Origin of the sequence: Vibrio sp. YQ_11 (assembly GCF_043103065.1) — a bacterium.
Classification (GTDB): domain Bacteria; phylum Pseudomonadota; class Gammaproteobacteria; order Enterobacterales; family Vibrionaceae; genus Vibrio; species Vibrio parahaemolyticus.
On record NZ_JBICJM010000036.1, the window covers coordinates 14,360 to 30,157 of the forward strand.

The 15,798-nt window shown below is 46.3% G+C and carries 15 protein-coding genes; 10 read left to right on the forward strand and 5 right to left on the reverse strand.

Annotated features, from left to right (window positions below; translation table 11 throughout):
* The first annotated feature begins 149 nt into the window (after positions 1-149).
* Together ACF8EG_RS14550 and ACF8EG_RS14555 are read left to right on the forward strand one after the other, a co-directional pair.
* A complete protein-coding gene (locus ACF8EG_RS14550; RefSeq protein WP_025630128.1) occupies positions 150-1,724 on the forward strand; it encodes a sensor histidine kinase in 1,575 nt (524 codons plus the stop codon).
* Positions 1,721-2,398 (forward strand): response regulator, encoded by a 678-nt coding sequence (locus ACF8EG_RS14555; protein WP_025522951.1) that lies wholly within the window; start codon positions 1,721-1,723, stop codon positions 2,396-2,398. Before ACF8EG_RS14550 ends, ACF8EG_RS14555 begins: the two co-directional genes overlap by 4 nt.
* A 77-nt stretch (positions 2,399-2,475) precedes the next feature.
* Here ACF8EG_RS14555 and ACF8EG_RS14560 read toward each other — a convergent pair whose 3' ends face one another.
* Positions 2,476-2,955 (reverse strand): aminoacyl-tRNA deacylase, encoded by a 480-nt coding sequence (locus ACF8EG_RS14560; RefSeq protein ID WP_020842041.1) that lies wholly within the window; start codon positions 2,953-2,955, stop codon positions 2,476-2,478.
* Positions 2,956-3,112: 157 nt separating this feature from the next.
* Between ACF8EG_RS14560 and ACF8EG_RS14565 the strand changes: the two genes are divergently transcribed.
* The 4 genes from ACF8EG_RS14565 to ACF8EG_RS14580 all read left to right on the forward strand — a co-directional run bounded on the left by ACF8EG_RS14565 (position 3,113) and on the right by ACF8EG_RS14580 (position 8,109).
* Complete coding sequence (locus ACF8EG_RS14565) at positions 3,113-4,654, forward strand: glutamate synthase-related protein (protein WP_021448450.1); 1,542 nt, start codon at positions 3,113-3,115, stop codon at positions 4,652-4,654.
* Positions 4,655-4,847: 193 nt separating this feature from the next.
* Complete coding sequence (katG, locus tag ACF8EG_RS14570; RefSeq protein WP_140094329.1) at positions 4,848-7,022, forward strand: catalase/peroxidase HPI; 2,175 nt, start codon at positions 4,848-4,850, stop codon at positions 7,020-7,022.
* A gap of 162 nt (positions 7,023-7,184) precedes the next feature.
* Complete coding sequence (locus tag ACF8EG_RS14575) at positions 7,185-7,637, forward strand: antitoxin Xre/MbcA/ParS toxin-binding domain-containing protein (RefSeq protein ID WP_005481265.1); 453 nt, start codon at positions 7,185-7,187, stop codon at positions 7,635-7,637.
* A gap of 1 nt (position 7,638) precedes the next feature.
* Entirely contained in the window at positions 7,639-8,109 is a 471-nt protein-coding gene (locus ACF8EG_RS14580; RefSeq protein WP_005376497.1) for an RES family NAD+ phosphorylase, read from the forward strand.
* A gap of 79 nt (positions 8,110-8,188) precedes the next feature.
* On the opposite strand, the gene ACF8EG_RS14585 is transcribed toward ACF8EG_RS14580, so the two are convergent.
* Positions 8,189-10,039, reverse strand: a complete 1,851-nt coding sequence (locus ACF8EG_RS14585; protein ID WP_169609948.1) for an acyltransferase family protein — start codon at positions 10,037-10,039, stop codon at positions 8,189-8,191.
* Between the two features lie 241 nt (positions 10,040-10,280).
* Between ACF8EG_RS14585 and ACF8EG_RS14590 the strand changes: the two genes are divergently transcribed.
* The gene (locus ACF8EG_RS14590; RefSeq protein ID WP_005498697.1) at positions 10,281-10,556 is read left to right on the forward strand and encodes a nitrogenase-stabilizing/protective protein NifW; all 276 of its coding nucleotides are present in this window, start codon (positions 10,281-10,283) and stop codon (positions 10,554-10,556) included.
* 120 nt (positions 10,557-10,676) lie between these two features.
* On the opposite strand, the gene ACF8EG_RS14595 is transcribed toward ACF8EG_RS14590, so the two are convergent.
* Both ACF8EG_RS14595 and gloA read right to left on the reverse strand, forming a co-directional pair.
* Complete coding sequence (locus ACF8EG_RS14595; RefSeq protein WP_169609946.1) at positions 10,677-11,777, reverse strand: alkene reductase; 1,101 nt, start codon at positions 11,775-11,777, stop codon at positions 10,677-10,679.
* 11 nt (positions 11,778-11,788) lie between these two features.
* Positions 11,789-12,175 (reverse strand): lactoylglutathione lyase, encoded by a 387-nt coding sequence (gene gloA, locus ACF8EG_RS14600; RefSeq protein WP_005481322.1) that lies wholly within the window; start codon positions 12,173-12,175, stop codon positions 11,789-11,791.
* A 211-nt stretch (positions 12,176-12,386) separates the two neighbouring features.
* On the opposite strand from gloA, the gene ACF8EG_RS14605 reads away from it, so the two are divergent.
* Both ACF8EG_RS14605 and ACF8EG_RS14610 read left to right on the forward strand, forming a co-directional pair.
* Positions 12,387-12,815, forward strand: coding sequence for a PaaI family thioesterase (locus ACF8EG_RS14605; RefSeq protein ID WP_169609944.1), 429 nt, complete (start codon positions 12,387-12,389; stop codon positions 12,813-12,815).
* 26 nt (positions 12,816-12,841) lie between these two features.
* Positions 12,842-13,231 carry a MazG nucleotide pyrophosphohydrolase domain-containing protein gene (locus tag ACF8EG_RS14610; RefSeq protein ID WP_025498829.1) on the forward strand — a complete coding sequence of 130 codons (390 nt, stop codon included), beginning with the start codon at positions 12,842-12,844 and terminating at the stop codon, positions 13,229-13,231.
* Positions 13,232-13,276: 45 nt separating this feature from the next.
* Here ACF8EG_RS14610 and ACF8EG_RS14615 read toward each other — a convergent pair whose 3' ends face one another.
* Complete coding sequence (locus ACF8EG_RS14615; RefSeq protein ID WP_069507065.1) at positions 13,277-14,149, reverse strand: universal stress protein; 873 nt, start codon at positions 14,147-14,149, stop codon at positions 13,277-13,279.
* A gap of 212 nt (positions 14,150-14,361) precedes the next feature.
* Here ACF8EG_RS14615 and ACF8EG_RS14620 point away from each other — a divergent pair, with 212 nt between their 5' ends.
* Entirely contained in the window at positions 14,362-15,708 is a 1,347-nt protein-coding gene (locus ACF8EG_RS14620) for a magnesium transporter (RefSeq protein ID WP_005454041.1), read from the forward strand.
* Positions 15,709-15,798: the final 90 nt, after the last annotated feature.

The window sequence follows — 15,798 nt, forward strand, 5'->3', positions numbered from 1 at the left end:
TTTGAAAAATAATTGAGAATAAACGCATTAAATTAATAAAAGTCATAAAAATCACCACTGAGATCCGCGTCAAAATTCATGGTGAGAGCCCCTAAGTCGAATAAGGAATTGCGGTAAGCTTAGGGTAAGTCATCTCTTGGAATCCTATCGTGCCGTTTGCTTCTTTTTCTTTTACTAAACAACTGGCCGTATTGCTTAGTGGTGTAATGCTATTGGGCATGTTGAGTTGGTGGAGTTACAGTGCTCATCAGTTGGACGACATCCTCACTCATCAAATCAGCCTGCGTGCTCAAGTTCAGTCGCAGCAGCTCTCGCAATTGTCCAGCCTTATTGCCGCTGTTGGGTCTGGTAGCGCAAGCAAAACGTCAGAAATCATCAATGCGGTTCAGGCGGTGAGTGATGCGGACTTTATCACTGTGAGTGATCGCGCAGGAATTCGGCTGGCACATCCTGTCGCTGAACGCGTTGGTCTGCCTGTATTGGGAGGTGACATTGAAAGAGCGCTGGAAAACGGTGAGTCCTACCTTTCTTATGGCGTGGGATCTTTAGGACCATCGGTTCGTTACATATCTCCCATTTTTTCCAATGAAGGCGATGTGATTGGCATGATCAAAGTTGGCTATTTGATTGATACTTTGGATCTCTGGACAAGCGAACGGTTATTGCCCTTGATATCGTTCGGAATCATTGCCGTCGCTATTTGTATTTGGTTGTCTTGGAAGTTTTCTCGCTATGTTCGTACTCAAATGCAAGAGTTAGAACCTTGGCAGCTTAAGCAGGCATTAAAAACGCATCAAGGCGTGCTGCAAGCGACGTATGAAGGATTGGTCGCGATAAACTCCGAGGGAAGTTTGTATCTTATTAATGATTCCGCTCGCGCTATGCTCAACTATCATCAAGAGCTTGGCAACGTATTTACCGACGGGATAGATAACCCTGAAAGTTTTTCGCTGAAAGGTGACGATTACATTAATGGATTGATTCGCGTGAATGGTAAAAATTTGGTGATGAACAGAGTTACGCTTCGTACGTCGACAGGTGAACCTTATGGCGCAGTGTTTAGCTTGCGTGACCAAAATGAGATGCACGTACTCTCGGAGAAAATCAGTCAGGTGACGCAGTACATGGAGAACATGCGCGTTGCGCGTCACGAGTATCAAAATAAGCTTTCGACTATCTCGGGTCTCTTACAAATGGGGGCTTACGATAAAGCGCTTTCAGTTTGTTTGTCGCAAGCGAAAGCCAGTCAATCACAACTGGATTCGCTACATGCGCTGAATAGCAGACCGGCCTTGTCAGCCTTGATTTTGGCAAAGGCGAGCAAAGCCAACGAACTGGGTGTGGCACTGAGCATTGACTGCCAAAGTGATTTGAGCGCACTGTCTCGCCGTTTGTCAGAAGAACAATTGTGTGGGTTGATTGGCAATTTAGCTCAAAACGCTTTGGAAGCGGTGAAAGGACAAGAAAACGGTCACGTACACATCGGTATTTCAGAATCGGCTTGTGAGTACACCATTCAGGTTTCGAACAATGGCCCGCTGATCGAGAGTGAGTTTGATGCGTTGTGCGAATTGGGCTTTACCACTAAGCAAAACAAAGCCGATCATGGAGTAGGCATGTACCTTGTACGTTCCATCGTTGAGCAAGGCAATGGGCATATGGAGTTGGACAGTGACGAGCAAGAAACCGCGTTTACGATCTATTTTCCCAAGGAGTTAGGATGATAAAAGTAGTCATAGTGGAAGATGATCCCAACATTGCAGAGCTTCATCACCATTTCATTGAGCAAGTGGAACAATATCAAGTCGTCGGTATTGCCGGCAGTATTCACATTGCCCAGCAGCTAGTGACGCATACTAAGCCGGATTTGGTCATCGTCGACAACTACTTGCCAGACGGGCAAGGTGTCGAGCTGGTTTATCAATGGTTAGAGAGCGACCAGAAACCAGAATGCATTTTGGTCACGGCGGCCAATGACGCATCTACGGTTCAAAAAGCCCATCGTTTCGGCGCATTTGATTACCTCGTCAAGCCCGTTGATTACTCAAGACTAACCGAAAGCTTGCTCCGTTTCGCAAAGGTCAAAAACCATATGCGTAGCCAAGAGAGTTTTCGACAGTCGCAGCTTGATGACTTGTTCCATCTTGGAAAAGGCACGCCAACGGATTTGGCTGGTTTAGATCCTTTTATGTTCCGTCAGGTGGTGGGCCTGTTTACGCACGTGCATGTCGAGCACACCGCATTGAGTGTGTCGGAAAGTTTAACCATCAGTAAGAGTACGGCTCGTCGTTATTTGGATAAAGCCGTTGAACAAGGTGAGTTGGTGGCCTTTTTAGAACACGGGAAAGTAGGGCGACCGACTCGGGTTTATCGCAATAAGTTAGTCTCAGAAAGCTAAGTGTTTGAGATAAAGAATAAAGAAAGGCTCTTGTTGAAAGAGCCTTTTTCACGAAATGTCGACATATTTTGGCAAGTTTAATGCAGAACTTCACTGCTGAATCTTAAGTATTTGCAGTCGTTCATCAAATCTTTAAATGCCTTTCTATCCAGCTTAATCAGAGTTTCATGATCGCCGGCTTCGAGATAGACATGTTCCAAATTTGCTAACCTTTCATCGCAAACTGTCGACATGTGGTAAGGGCTACCAATCGGCGGAATAGCGCCGTGTTCACAATCGGTGAAGAGTCGATAAACCATGCGCTCTTTCACCAGATGGAAGGTGGCGTTAAATTCGTCGTTTAATCTCGACAAACTGATTTTGTTGTTGGCAGGTAAGACCGCCATTATATGACGCCCTTCATGATCCTCAAGAATCACACCTTTTGCGATATTCATTAAAGGCACACCTGCGGCAACACCACTTTGTAGCGAGCTATGACTGTGGCTGTGATTCACGGTTTGAAAGTGAATGTTATGCTCAGTCAAATATTCATCTAATCGGGTTGCAATCGTCATATAGCCTCCACGTGTATGAGACCCATAAAGAGTATAGGAGAGGACGGTCGCAATCGCGCATTTTACTCCGCTTGCACTGACGCTCTTTGGCTCCTGTTCTACGCTTATTTGAAAGCCAGCGACAAAGCATGGTGAAAAACAATAACTAGGGGGCAACATGAGCAAGCCAATCATCGCCGATAACAAGCCGATCAAAGTCGAATTGAAGGCCGGGCAAGAATACTATTTTTGCCGTTGTGGGCGATCAAAAAAGCAACCTTATTGTGACGGCTCGCATTCTGGAACTGGGATGAAGCCAATGAGCTTTACTGCGGAAAAAGATGAAGATGCTTATCTCTGCCAGTGCAAGCACACCGCCAATGCGCCTTTTTGCGACGGTACGCATAAACGATTTACTACCGAGCAAGTGGGCAAAGAAGGCCCCGATCAAAAACGAGAGAAAAGTGAAAAGCTCGCCGCTGCCAATACTCAAGAGGAGCCAACTCTAGAATTTATTCACCAACTTGCCAGAGAAGGGCTCTCTAAGCTCGGTCATCATGGGCCGATGGCTGCAATGGGCGTGCCTAGGCACTTGTTACCACATTGGGATGCAATACAAATCATGGTGGCGCAAATGGCGACACAACCGCTGTTGGAAGACGTTCCCGTGTCTACCGAATTGATTGTGGGGCCAAACGCACGTAAGCCGCTCAAGCTCGCCATTCCTTTATTGGTGTCGGACATGAGTTTCGGTGCGCTTTCGGAAGAAGCGAAAATTGCGCTGGCAAAAGGTGCGGAGTTAGCTGGAACTGGGATTTGCTCCGGGGAAGGCGGCATGTTGCCAGAAGAGCAAGCTGCTAATTCTCGATATTTTTATGAGCTAGCTAGTGCTAAGTTTGGCTACGACGAATCCAAGCTCTTAAAGGTTCAAGCATTTCACTTTAAAGGCGGACAAGGTGCGAAAACGGGGACAGGAGGCCATCTTCCTGCCAACAAAAACGTTGGTAAGATCTCTCAGGTGAGGGGCATTCCTGAAGGGCAACCTGCAATATCGCCACCAACCTTTACCGATCTTCATACTACTCACGATTTCAGAAAGTTTGCCGACAGAGTTCGTGGCATTACTGGCGGTATTCCGATTGGCTTTAAATTAAGTGCTAACCATATTGAGCAAGACATCCAGTTTGCGCTTGATGCGAGTGCCGATTACATCATTCTCGATGGCCGTGGTGGTGGCACGGGCGCGGCACCAACCATGTTCCGTGATCACATTAGCGTCCCGACTATTCCTGCGTTAGCTCGTGCACGTAAATATTTAGATGAAAAAGGCGCAAGTGACCGCGTCACGTTAATCATCACTGGTGGACTTCGCGTTCCTATGGATTTTGTCAAAGCGTTAGCGCTCGGTGCAGACGGCGTGGCGATAGCGAATAGCGCGATGCAATCAATTGGTTGTGTCGCAGCTCGTATCTGCAACACCAATAACTGTCCGGCTGGCATTGCGACACAAAATGCCGATTTGAGGCAGCGTCTCGATATTGAAAAATCGTCTCAACAACTGAAAAACTTCTTTGAATCATCGGTTGAGCTCATGCAAGTGATGGCAAGGGCGTGCGGTCATGATTCACTCAGCCAATTCAATGTTCGGGATTTAGCGACGTGGGATCAAAACATGGCGAGATTGTCTGGCGTTAAGTATTCAGGGGTAAATCCAATCTGATCTGAATCCATATAAAACGCATATATGTACATGTTTGGTAACAGTAAAAGCTTGTAAACAGCGTGCAAATTTTGAAGAAAAAGACTTCTTTCTTGCGTCAAGTGGACTACGCTGTTTTGGTCAGGTATTCAATGTTTTTCGCATTGAGTAGAGAATGAGTAGCCAAGGAGGCTACAAAATAAAGGAGTACAATATGAGCAATACAAACGGCGGTTCAGTAGGTAAATGTCCAGTTATGCATGGTGGACAAACATCTACAGACAAGTCGGTGATGGATTGGTGGCCGAATGCCTTAAACTTAGACATCCTGCATCAGCACGACTCCAAAACGAATCCATTTGGTCCAGATTTTAATTACAAAGAAGAACTTAAAAAACTGGACGTCGACGCACTCAAGCAAGACTTAAAAGACCTAATGACAAACAGCCAAGAATGGTGGCCAGCAGACTGGGGACACTACGGCGGTTTGATGATTCGTATGGCATGGCACGCGGCTGGTAGCTATCGTATCGCAGACGGACGTGGTGGTGCCGCAACCGGTAACCAACGCTTTGCCCCTCTCAACTCTTGGCCAGATAACGCCAACCTAGACAAAGCACGCCGACTTCTTTGGCCGATCAAGAGAAAGTACGGCAACAAATTAAGCTGGGCCGACCTGATTATTCTCGCAGGTAACATGGCTTATGAATCGATGGGCTTTAAAACCTTTGGTTTTGGTTTTGGTCGCGAAGATATTTGGCATCCAGAAAAAGACACCTATTGGGGTTCTGAGCAAGAGTGGCTTGCGCCAAGTGGCGCGAAAAACAGCCGTTACTCCGGAGAGCGTGATTTAGAGAACCCACTTGCAGCAGTAATGATGGGCTTGATCTATGTGAACCCAGAAGGGGTGGATGGCAATCCAGATCCACTGAAAACGGCGCAAGACATGCGAGTGACATTTGCGCGCATGGCAATGAACGATGAGGAAACTGTTGCACTAACGGCTGGTGGTCATACCGTGGGTAAATGTCACGGTAACGGTGATGCTGCCAACCTTGGTCCAGATCCAGAAGGTGCTGACGTGCATGAACAAGGCCTTGGTTGGATGAACCACAAGACTCGTGGTATTGGTCGTGACACGGTAACAAGTGGTTTGGAAGGGGCTTGGACAACGCATCCGACTCAATGGGATAACGGTTATTTCTATTTGCTCTTCAAATACGATTGGGAACTGAAGAAGAGCCCAGCCGGTGCTTGGCAATGGGAGCCTATCGACATTGAAGAACAAGACAAACCTGTTGATGTGGAAGATGGCTCTAAGCGCTACAATCCAATCATGACCGATGCCGATATGGCACTCAAAATGGACCCTGAATATCGCAAGATTTCAGAGCGTTTCCAACAAGACCCTGCATACTTTGAAGATATGTTTGCCCGTGCGTGGTTCAAACTGACTCACCGTGATATGGGACCAAAATCGTGCTACCTAGGCCCAGATGTACCTAGCGAAGATCTGATTTGGCAAGACCCAACGCCAGCAGGCAAAACGGACTACAACGTCGATCTTGTGAAAGGCAAAATCGAAGCGAGCGGCTTGTCTATCGCTGATTTGGTCGCCACCGCTTGGGACAGTGCCCGTACTTATCGTGGTTCTGACCGACGTGGCGGCGCAAATGGCGCGAGAATTCGTTTGGCTCCGCAAAAAGATTGGCAAGGTAACGAGCCTGAGCGTCTAAGTCGTGTTCTTGCTGTGCTAGAAAGCATCGCAGCAGAAGAGGGCTGTAGCGTTGCTGATGCTATCGTGCTTGCTGGTAACGTAGGTATTGAACTGGCTGCGCGAGCGGCGGGTCATGATGTATCTGTGCCTTTCGCACCAGGTCGAGGCGATGCTTCTCAAGATATGACGGATGTGGAATCGTTCGAAGTGCTTGAACCTGTGGCTGACGGTTTCCGAAATTGGTTGAAGAAAGACTATGTGGTGAAGCCGGAAGAGTTGTTGCTCGACCGAGCGCAGCTTATGGGTTTGACAGCACCAGAAATGACGGTACTGATTGGTGGTTTACGCGTTCTGGGTAGCAACTACGGTGGCAGCAAAGATGGCGTCTTTACCGACCGCGTGGGTACGTTATCGAACGATTTCTTCGTAAACCTCACCGATATGGCTTACACATGGAAGCCAACGGGTGAGAACCAATACGAAATTCGTGATCGTAAAACAGACCAAGTGAAATGGACGGCGACTCGAGTGGATCTTGTCTTTGGTTCAAACTCGATTCTACGTTCGTACGCGGAAGTGTATGCGCAAGATGATAATCAGGAAAAATTCATCCATGATTTCGTCGCTGCATGGACGAAAGTCATGAACGCGGATCGTTTTGACTTGCAATAATTGAAACGATGTTCATCGATAGATGCGTAAATAAAGTTGATGAATAAGTAAGAGAGGCGGGCGCAATGCTCGCCTTTTTCTTTACGTGGCTTTTTACTTTGTTTGAAAGTTAAGCTCATTTGAACCATAATCATCAGACCATATGAACTAAAGGAGCTTGATATGGCAACTGCAGCATTAAAAAGCTTCAAACCGAAACAACCTCATAAAGCTAATTTCTGGTTTATGTTGGGTATTGAAGACGCCGAGACAGGTCGCACTGATGCGGTTCACAAAGGTTTTGAGCCTAAGGTGTATCGCAATATTGTTGAGCGTGTGAAGCTATCTCAAAATGAGTTTCAAAACGTCACATTGATACCTGTCAGCACAATCAAGCGTCGTCTAAAAAACGATGAACGCTTCAATACGCAAGAAAGTGATGCGATTTATCGATTAGCGATGTTATTAAAACTCGCGACAGAGCTGTTTGACGACGAAGAACGCGCGCTTGAATGGATGAAAGAGAATGTTTACGGCTTAGGTGGAAAAAGGCCGCTAGACATGGTCTCGACCACGGTGGATTTTGAAATCGTGAAAGATTTGATCGGCCGTTTAGAGCACGGGGTATTCTCGTAATATGAAGCTCTATCGTCTCACACAAAAGAAATTTGCTGACACGCCATTTAGCCCCGTTGGCGCAAAGTTATTTGGAGGGCGATGGAACTCAAAAGGAACCGAAGCCCTCTACTTCTCTGAATCGGAATCCCTTTGCTCGTTGGAAGTGTTTGTTCACGTAAACAACGACCCTGCCATCACCAAACTGTACGATTTATATCGTATCGAAATGCCAGAATACCTCATAGCTACCTTAGATGAAGAAGATCTCCCAGTGACGTGGCGAGCAATACCGGCGAGCGAGTCTACGCAATACATTGGTGATCAGTTTCTCAATGATCCTCATCCTGAGTTTGCTGCGCTGCAAGTGCCTTCAACGATTTCACCTCGTGATAAAAACTACGTGGTGAACCCAAATCATCCCAAAATGAAAGAGATCATCAAGAAAGCCGAAAAGCTTGATTTCGCGTTTGACCCGCGCATTTTCAAATAGAGGCGTTGGTTTTGTCTTGCTTTAAAATATTCAGCGCTTACCTGAGATAAGCGCTGAAGCATAAATGCTTATTCCTTGGTTATTGTCGGTCGTAAGTGAACTGTTGAGCTTCATTCGTACTGCTGTGGTAATGCCCAAGCACCAACTCAGCACCTTTGTAAGATAAATGGCTGTCATCGGTATACATGGCGTTGTTCGCACCAACTTTCATGCGACATACGCCATTTCTGCAAATGGCATCGGTCAAGTCGACAAACTCAACGTGCTCAAATTGATCAAAGTAGTTCACTAACTTCGCCACGTTTTGAGGGTGATGTCGCTTGGGAGAGAAATCGCATGCGGACTCTTCCGGCTCGCCAAACAAACGCGCTTTCCAAAGGCATTCACCTACCGCAAATGGTGCAGAAGGCGTTGGGCCGAAAACGACCACTTCTTTCCCTTCCAGTTCATTCAACAATCCAGTTAATGATGCCTCATAATCTGCTTGTGAAAGCTCTTTATTGAAGTTGGAAGAGATAACGACGCGACGAATAGAAGGGGTACGCAAAATGGTATCGACTGCCTGTTTGAAGAACTGTCGGCAAGAAATTGAGCCAGCAGCTTCGAGGATGTCGACATAACCGACCGCACAGGAATCTTGAGTAAGTTGCACCACGCCAGTTGGTGTTACTTCGGACAGACGCTTTACGTAAACCATGCTGTGACTATTACCTAACACAGCGATGGTAGGCTGCGGCGCAGACGAGCACACATCGTTAACGTCGGTGTTGCCGTTGCAATATAAACCGTAACCGTTGTTAACGCGCATGGCCTCGAAAAATGCGCTTCTTTCTGGAAAACCACCGTTTTGATGACCAATAACGCCGAACGTCAGCAAGGGCAGCGTCAACAACACAACAACCGCAGACACAGTGCGCATGCTCATGGCTTTTCGGCTGCGGAACGGCTTTTCCACAAAGCGCCAAGTGAAGTAAGACAGTACAAAAAGAGCGGCAATGTAAAGCGAGATATTGACGTCTTGAGTTGCGTCCAGCATGTAGCGGTAAAACACAAATAGCGGAATATGCCACAAGTACAAGCTGTAGCTGATTAAGCCGACGAACACGACCCATTTTAGGCTCAGCAATTTACCGCAGACATTGTCTTTAGAGGCAAACAAAATCACTAACGCGCTACCGATGACCGGCACCAACAAAGTGATACCCGCGCCATCTTGCGATTTTTCAAACAAAAGTGCAGAGGCCAATATCAAAACGATGCCAATGGTTGCCAGCGTATCGTTGGATTGAACTTGGGTTTTTCTCATTACTAATGCGAGTAATGAACCGGTTGCCAGCTCCCAAGCACGAGAAAAGATCATGTAGAAGGCGAAATCAGGATCGTTGTTCGTATAGACAATAGCCATCAAACTCAGCGCAAAAACCGCGATGAAAAAAATCAGGTAAAACGCGTTTTTGCCACGAGCGAGTAGCATGAGTAGCAAAGGAATGACAATGTAGTATTGTTCTTCAACGCCCAAGCTCCAGGTGTGAAATAGCGGATTGGCTTGATCTTCTAAACCGAAGTAATTGTGGCCTTTTAAATACAGAAGAATGTTGGATGAAGAAAGAATAGAAGACACTGCGAACTGACCAACGTCTTTGTGTGCTTGTGGCAAAAATAGCCACCAAGACATCAAATAGCTGACGGCAATCACCACCAGTAGCAGGGGAAGTATGCGGCGAATGCGTCGCTCATAAAAATCACCGAGGCTAAACTTCTGGTTTTCCAAATCGTTAATCACGATGGTGGTGATCAAATAGCCGCTGATAACAAAAAACACGTCGACGCCAATAAAGCCACCAGCGAATTGCTCAACTCCTGCATGAAACAAAATCACTAACGTGACAGCAATCGCCCTTAATCCGTCTACTTCCGCTCTGTAAGTCATATTGTGTCCCTCCAACATTCCGTTTAACGAAGTAGAGCAAAATATGAACCAGAAATAATATTGCTTTAAATCAGCACCTTAAATTGAGTGTCAAAATGAAAAGGCTGGGGGAAATAACGAATTCCCAAATTGAATTTCAATATGGAAATCCCAGAAAGAGTGATGTTAAGAAGCGCTAAATCAAAGAACGTAAAGCGCGAGGCTCTTAGACTTCATTGAAAATGATAACGCTAAAGAAACAATGACAGAGAATACGATTCAGGAAAAAATTGCCAGCTTTACTTGTATCGAAGAAGCGTTGGATTACTTCGAAATCGAGTTTGATAGCCGATTTATCGAAAACAATCGAACCGAGTTGGTTAAGAGGTTTAACGGCTACTTAATCCTCACTAAACCGGATGATTGGTTTTCAGGCCGCCGCGCACTCAAAAACGCCTACTGTAAAGTACAACGCAGTTTACTAAGTAAAACGACGCGCTCTGCGTGCCGAGGTTGTACATCTTGTCAAAGACGTTAACTCTTGGTGGCTTAGCCTAAAAAAGAACCCTGCATCTTGGCGTTACAGGGGGAAGAGCAAGGTTCTTTTGGGTTAGCTATTGGTTTGTCGCGAGTTGCGAATCGGCTTTACGTAGATGAGTTAACCCGCGTGATAAGCAGAGTAGTCCACTAAGCCTTTTTCACCGCCGCCGAACAATGTGGCAGGGTCATGTTCTGCCAGTGGATAGCCATGCTTGATGCGGCTTGGTAAGTCTGGGTTTGCAACAAACGGACGACCAAAACCGATCATGTCGGCTAAACCACTCTCAATCGCGTGTTGCGCCTTTTCTGCGTTGTAACGACCGGCATAGATCAGTGTGCCTTTGTACGCCTCACGAACTGCGGTTTTAAAGTCGTGCGGAGTGTATGGCGCGTCGTCCCAATCCACTTCTGCAATGTGAATGTAAACCACATTGAGTTTATCAAGCAGCGCAGCAGCAGCGGTGTAGGTGTCGACTGGTGTGCTATCAACGGTGCCGTTTAACGAAGTGAATGGTGCAAGGCGAACACCAACACGCTCTGCGCCAATGGCTTGCGTCATTGCTTCGACCACTTCACCAAGAAAACGCAGACGGTTTTCAATTGAGCCGCCGTATTCATCGGTGCGGTTGTTCGCTTCAGAATCGATAAACTGGTTAACCAAGTAGCCATTTGCTGCATGAAGTTCGACACCATCAAACCCAGCTTTTATCGCGTTTAATGCGGCTTGGCGGTATTCTTCAATAACATTCTTGATGTCTTGTTTGGTCATTTCACGTGGCTCAACCACGTCGACAAAGCCAGGTTCGTCTGTGCCATTGTCGATAAATACTTTCACGTTTTCTGCTTTAAGCGCAGAAGAAGAAATAGGTTGCTCGCCGCCGATGTTGTCAGGATGAGTCACACGACCTACGTGCCATAATTGCGCGAAGATAACGCCGCCTTTCTCGTGCACTGCATCAGTTACTTTTTTCCAGCCAGCAATTTGCTCTGGGCTATAAATACCCGGAGTCCACGCATAGCCTTGACCCATTGGTGAAATTTGCGTGCCTTCAGCAACAATTAATCCCGCTTCGGCTCGTTGAGCGTAGTAGGTGGCCATCATGTCGTTGGCAACATTACCCGGTTGAGAGGCTCGAGAGCGCGTCATCGGAGGCATAACGATGCGGTTTTTTAATGAAAGAGAGCCAAGTTGAATCGGTTGAAATAATGCATCTGTCATAGGAAACCTTGTTATTGTTTAGTTTGAATCAGTTCGATTGGGTAGCCGTCGGGATCTTTAATGAAGGCGATGTGCGTTTCTCCTCCTTTCATTGGACCGGGTTCGCGAGTGACGTTGCCGCCAAGCGCTTTGATTTTTTCGCAAGCTGCGTAAATGTCTTCACACCCAAGCGCCATGTGCCCGAATGCGTTACCTAAGTCGTAACTGCCGGTATCCCAGTTATAAGTTAGCTCGATGGTCGCGCCATCTGGTTGATCAGGGCTACCAACAAACACCAGTGAGTAACGGTATTCTTGGTTTTCAAAACGATCCAAAACGCTCATTCCCAGAACTTTTGTATAAAATTCGATAGATTTGTCTAGGTCAACAACACGGATCATCGTGTGGAGAAACTTCATAAGTCGCCTTTCATAACGTTGCGTAATCACGATGCAAACCTTATCGCCGCTCTAAATAAACTGGAAATTATCGTTAATTATGAAAATGATTACTTAACGTTATGGATAATGAGGTTGTTGGCCCTACAACGTGCAAACAAAGATTACTCGCCGTTTCTTTTGAATAATTGGCATATGCTAATTACTCCTTTTTACAAGCTGAGTACTTAACATGTCCGCAAACAGTCACTTTCATTCCACTAACGAATCTCATTATCAATGTGCGGTTTGTTCTTCAATCGATGCAAATCCTAACTCTTTGGCTGTGAACTACCAGTGCCTAGCCGATGGTTCTGTTGTCGGAGAGTTTCACGTTTTACCGCGTCATCAAGGTTACACAGACCTGTTGCATGGTGGTATTGCGAGTTCGCTGCTCGATGGTGCAATGACGCACTGTTTGTTATTTAGAGACATTCAAGCCCTTACCGCGCAGTTGGATGTGCGCTACCATGCACCTATTGAGCTAGATGAGCACGTCATGATTACTGCACACTGTGAAGGTGAACGCCGCGGTATATATCAACTGGTAGCTCAATTACTGGTCAATAATGAAGTTAGAGTGACGGCAAAAGGGAAGTTTATTCGTCCTAAAGAGGCGTAAATAAAAACTCGTTCTACGGAGAGATAATGAAGAAATTTGATGAGCTGTACGCAATTGCGACGAGAAAATCTCAATATGACCAAACCAACACTTGGTTTAAAGGCGTAGAGACTTATCTGGAGGCCATTGGCAAAGAAGTCGATGAAGTCCGAGAAGAGATTCGTGAGGATCGCCTTTGTCATTTGGAAGACGAGTTAGGCGATGTGTTGTGGAACTATCTTAATGTATTAAAAGCGTTGGAAAGAGAAAAGGGCATAGATCCTGAGAAAGTACTCGAAAGAGCCTGCACTAAATACGAGCAGCGTGTATCTGCGATTGAATCGGGACGCAGTTGGGATGAGGTTAAACAGCAGCAGAAACGAGCCTTGAACGCGGAACATGAAGCCGCGCAACTAGAGACAATGAAGAGCCAATAACTGCGCGTGATATTATTTAAGATGCGGCGGAATGGGGAAGTCTGATCAATCCTTCGTGCTATTGACGAGCAGCAGGTCACAAGGCGGTTGATCAAGTAACGTGTCTACAGTGCTGCCAGACCAAAATTGGGATGACATGCTTCGTTTACACGCGCCCATAATCAGAATTGCCGCTTGTGATTGCTTAACTGCTTTTGGTAACGCCGTTTCAGGGTTTCCTTCTGGCAGCAGTAGTGGTACTCGAGTTAACTTTTGCGCAGTAATAAAGTCCGTAATGCCTGCTTTTTGGTTGCTCAAAATCTCTGCACGATAGCGAGACAGATAAGGCGCAACGTAGCGGCAGTAAACTAACGTCATTTTTCCGCCCAAGGTTTTTTCTAGTTTTGAGCCTCGCGATACAATGGCTTTATCTACGACCGACTTTGCATCTCCGCGATGAAGCGGATCTATCGCGCAAAGCATGTTGGCGTGAGAAGGCCATGAACGCTCACTTAATAGCAATAAATCACAATCGTTTTTTGCTAGCTCGGTGAGTAAGGTTTGAATGTCGTGCTTGTTCAAATGCCCCACGAGCAGTAAATCTGTGTCGTCGACAAGCCGTTTCGCGACTTGAACAATCCAATGACTCCCTTTGAAATGCTCATAAGAGAGTGTTGGCGTTTCAACTTCCTCTTCACAAAGTTCGATAACGAAGTCTTTAAATTTTGATGTCCAAGCTTCAAACTCAGCTTGTCTCTTTTCTATATGGTCAGAGTTGAAACTAAGGAAATGCGCGAACGCGTGATCTTCACTCCGGCGGTGATCTTCCACCAATACCACGATGGGTTGAGCCAGCGCTGTCGCAAACTGAATCACTTTACGAAGCACCTTACGACTTGGTAAGGCGGCTTGTTGAGTCAGAAAAAATACTGGTGCCATTGATTACTCCATTATCAAACGAGGCAAATGCGCCTAATGCACACTAAAAGTTTATACCATCCCCTTATGCAAAGACGTTCTGTTTCTGCGAGCAAAATATAAATTCCGCAATTGTGCGTGCCATTGCCTAGAATTTTAACATCAGGATCTCATGCCTTTAGGTAATAGACATCGTGTTGACACTAACGTGATGCCCAAGGAAATCGGTGACAATGATGATAGATTCCAGCCAATTACAAATTAATCGCAAAGTGCCTCATTTGCTTGCCGAGATCATTAAAGCGATAGAGTCGACCGAAGACCTCAGTTTTTTGAAAGACTATCAGGAAGCGCAAATCGCGAACATTTTGGAGTCGGTCAACATTGCTTATCGTAAACGCGTGATAGAAGCAGTGCCGCCAGAGAAGTACTGGACGGTATTAAATTTGCTGCGATACGACACCGCCAAGCACATTCATCAATCACTCAACAAAGAGCTGCAACATGAACGCTTAGCGTACATCACGGATTCGGAACTGATCATCTTTGCAGACTTTCTACCGACCGAGTTTGTGGATGAGTACCTTATCGACCAAAGTGAAGAGTCGGTCGCGCACATTCAACAAGCGCTGTCGTATGAAGATAACAAAGTGGGGAGATATGCCGAGCCGCATTTTTTAGTCGCAAATCCTAAAAACAGCGTAGGAGGCATCAAAACCGAGTTGTTAAAACGTGGACAAAGCCCGGTGCGATTGATCATTGTGCGCGATGTCGGAGGCGTTATTGGGACGATAGAACCTCAAATCCTGTTGCTGCATGAGAACCATACCAAACTCACAGACTTGACCGTAGTCACGCCAATTCTGGAGGATATCCAAACGATTCAAAGCGTCAGTAAACAGGTCTCGATTGATGGTGGAGCGCATTGGTTTCCTATCATGGCTGGTGGCAAAATTATGGGCGTTTTGTCGATGGCGACCATCGCGATTACCTTGCGTGAACTCAGCCTACAAGCTGTAGTGGCAGAAAACGTACGAAGTGAAGAAGATTTGTTCACACCATTAACTGTGGCGACAAGGCTAAGAGCACTTTGGCTGGTGATTAACTTGCTGACCGCTTTTGTTGCCTCTGCCATCATTGGTATTTTTGATAATGTGGTCGAGCAAGTCGTTGCGCTTGCTATCTTAATGCCCGTTGTGGCGAGTATGGGCGGCATCGCAGGTAGCCAAACCCTAGCGGTGGCCATTCGGGGTATCGCATTGAACCACTTGCACCAAAGTAACTTGAAGCTATTGGTGAATAAGGAATTAAAAATCGCCACCATTAATGGCTTGATCATGGGATTAGTCATCGCGGGTGTCGTCTACATGGTGTTTGACTCTTGGCCATTGGCGCTTATTATCTGTTGTGCAATTTTCCTCAATAGTTTGGCGGCCGCGGCATCGGGTACGTTGATACCATTCACGTTGAAGAAGTTTAACATTGACCCCGCCGTGGCTGGCTCCGTAGTATTAACAACCGTTACCGATGTCGTCGGTTTCTTTGCGTTCTTAGGCTTAGGTGCCATATTCTTGATATAGAAAGCCAATTGACGCGTTAACCTGATGCTCCAATCTCTCCATTTCCCAACCCAATATTTTGGGCAAGTTTGATTCGCTCAAAATTCCTCC

Bases quoted from the DNA above. Each gene is read 5' to 3' on its own strand.
- ACF8EG_RS14595 (WP_169609946.1), bottom strand. From the start codon at position 11,777: ATGACAGATGCATTATTTCAACCGATTCAACTTGGCTCTCTTTCATTA.
- ACF8EG_RS14620 (WP_005454041.1), top strand. From the start codon at position 14,362: ATGATGATAGATTCCAGCCAATTACAAATTAATCGCAAAGTGCCTCAT.
- ACF8EG_RS14585 (WP_169609948.1), bottom strand. From the start codon at position 10,039: ATGACTTACAGAGCGGAAGTAGACGGATTAAGGGCGATTGCTGTCACG.
- ACF8EG_RS14565 (WP_021448450.1), top strand. From the start codon at position 3,113: ATGAGCAAGCCAATCATCGCCGATAACAAGCCGATCAAAGTCGAATTG.
- ACF8EG_RS14605 (WP_169609944.1), top strand. From the start codon at position 12,387: ATGTCCGCAAACAGTCACTTTCATTCCACTAACGAATCTCATTATCAA.
- gloA (WP_005481322.1), bottom strand. From the start codon at position 12,175: ATGAAGTTTCTCCACACGATGATCCGTGTTGTTGACCTAGACAAATCT.
- ACF8EG_RS14610 (WP_025498829.1), top strand. From the start codon at position 12,842: ATGAAGAAATTTGATGAGCTGTACGCAATTGCGACGAGAAAATCTCAA.
- ACF8EG_RS14615 (WP_069507065.1), bottom strand. From the start codon at position 14,149: ATGGCACCAGTATTTTTTCTGACTCAACAAGCCGCCTTACCAAGTCGT.
- ACF8EG_RS14590 (WP_005498697.1), top strand. From the start codon at position 10,281: ATGACAGAGAATACGATTCAGGAAAAAATTGCCAGCTTTACTTGTATC.
- katG (WP_140094329.1), top strand. From the start codon at position 4,848: ATGAGCAATACAAACGGCGGTTCAGTAGGTAAATGTCCAGTTATGCAT.
- ACF8EG_RS14560 (WP_020842041.1), bottom strand. From the start codon at position 2,955: ATGACGATTGCAACCCGATTAGATGAATATTTGACTGAGCATAACATT.
- ACF8EG_RS14575 (WP_005481265.1), top strand. From the start codon at position 7,185: ATGGCAACTGCAGCATTAAAAAGCTTCAAACCGAAACAACCTCATAAA.
- ACF8EG_RS14555 (WP_025522951.1), top strand. From the start codon at position 1,721: ATGATAAAAGTAGTCATAGTGGAAGATGATCCCAACATTGCAGAGCTT.
- ACF8EG_RS14580 (WP_005376497.1), top strand. From the start codon at position 7,639: ATGAAGCTCTATCGTCTCACACAAAAGAAATTTGCTGACACGCCATTT.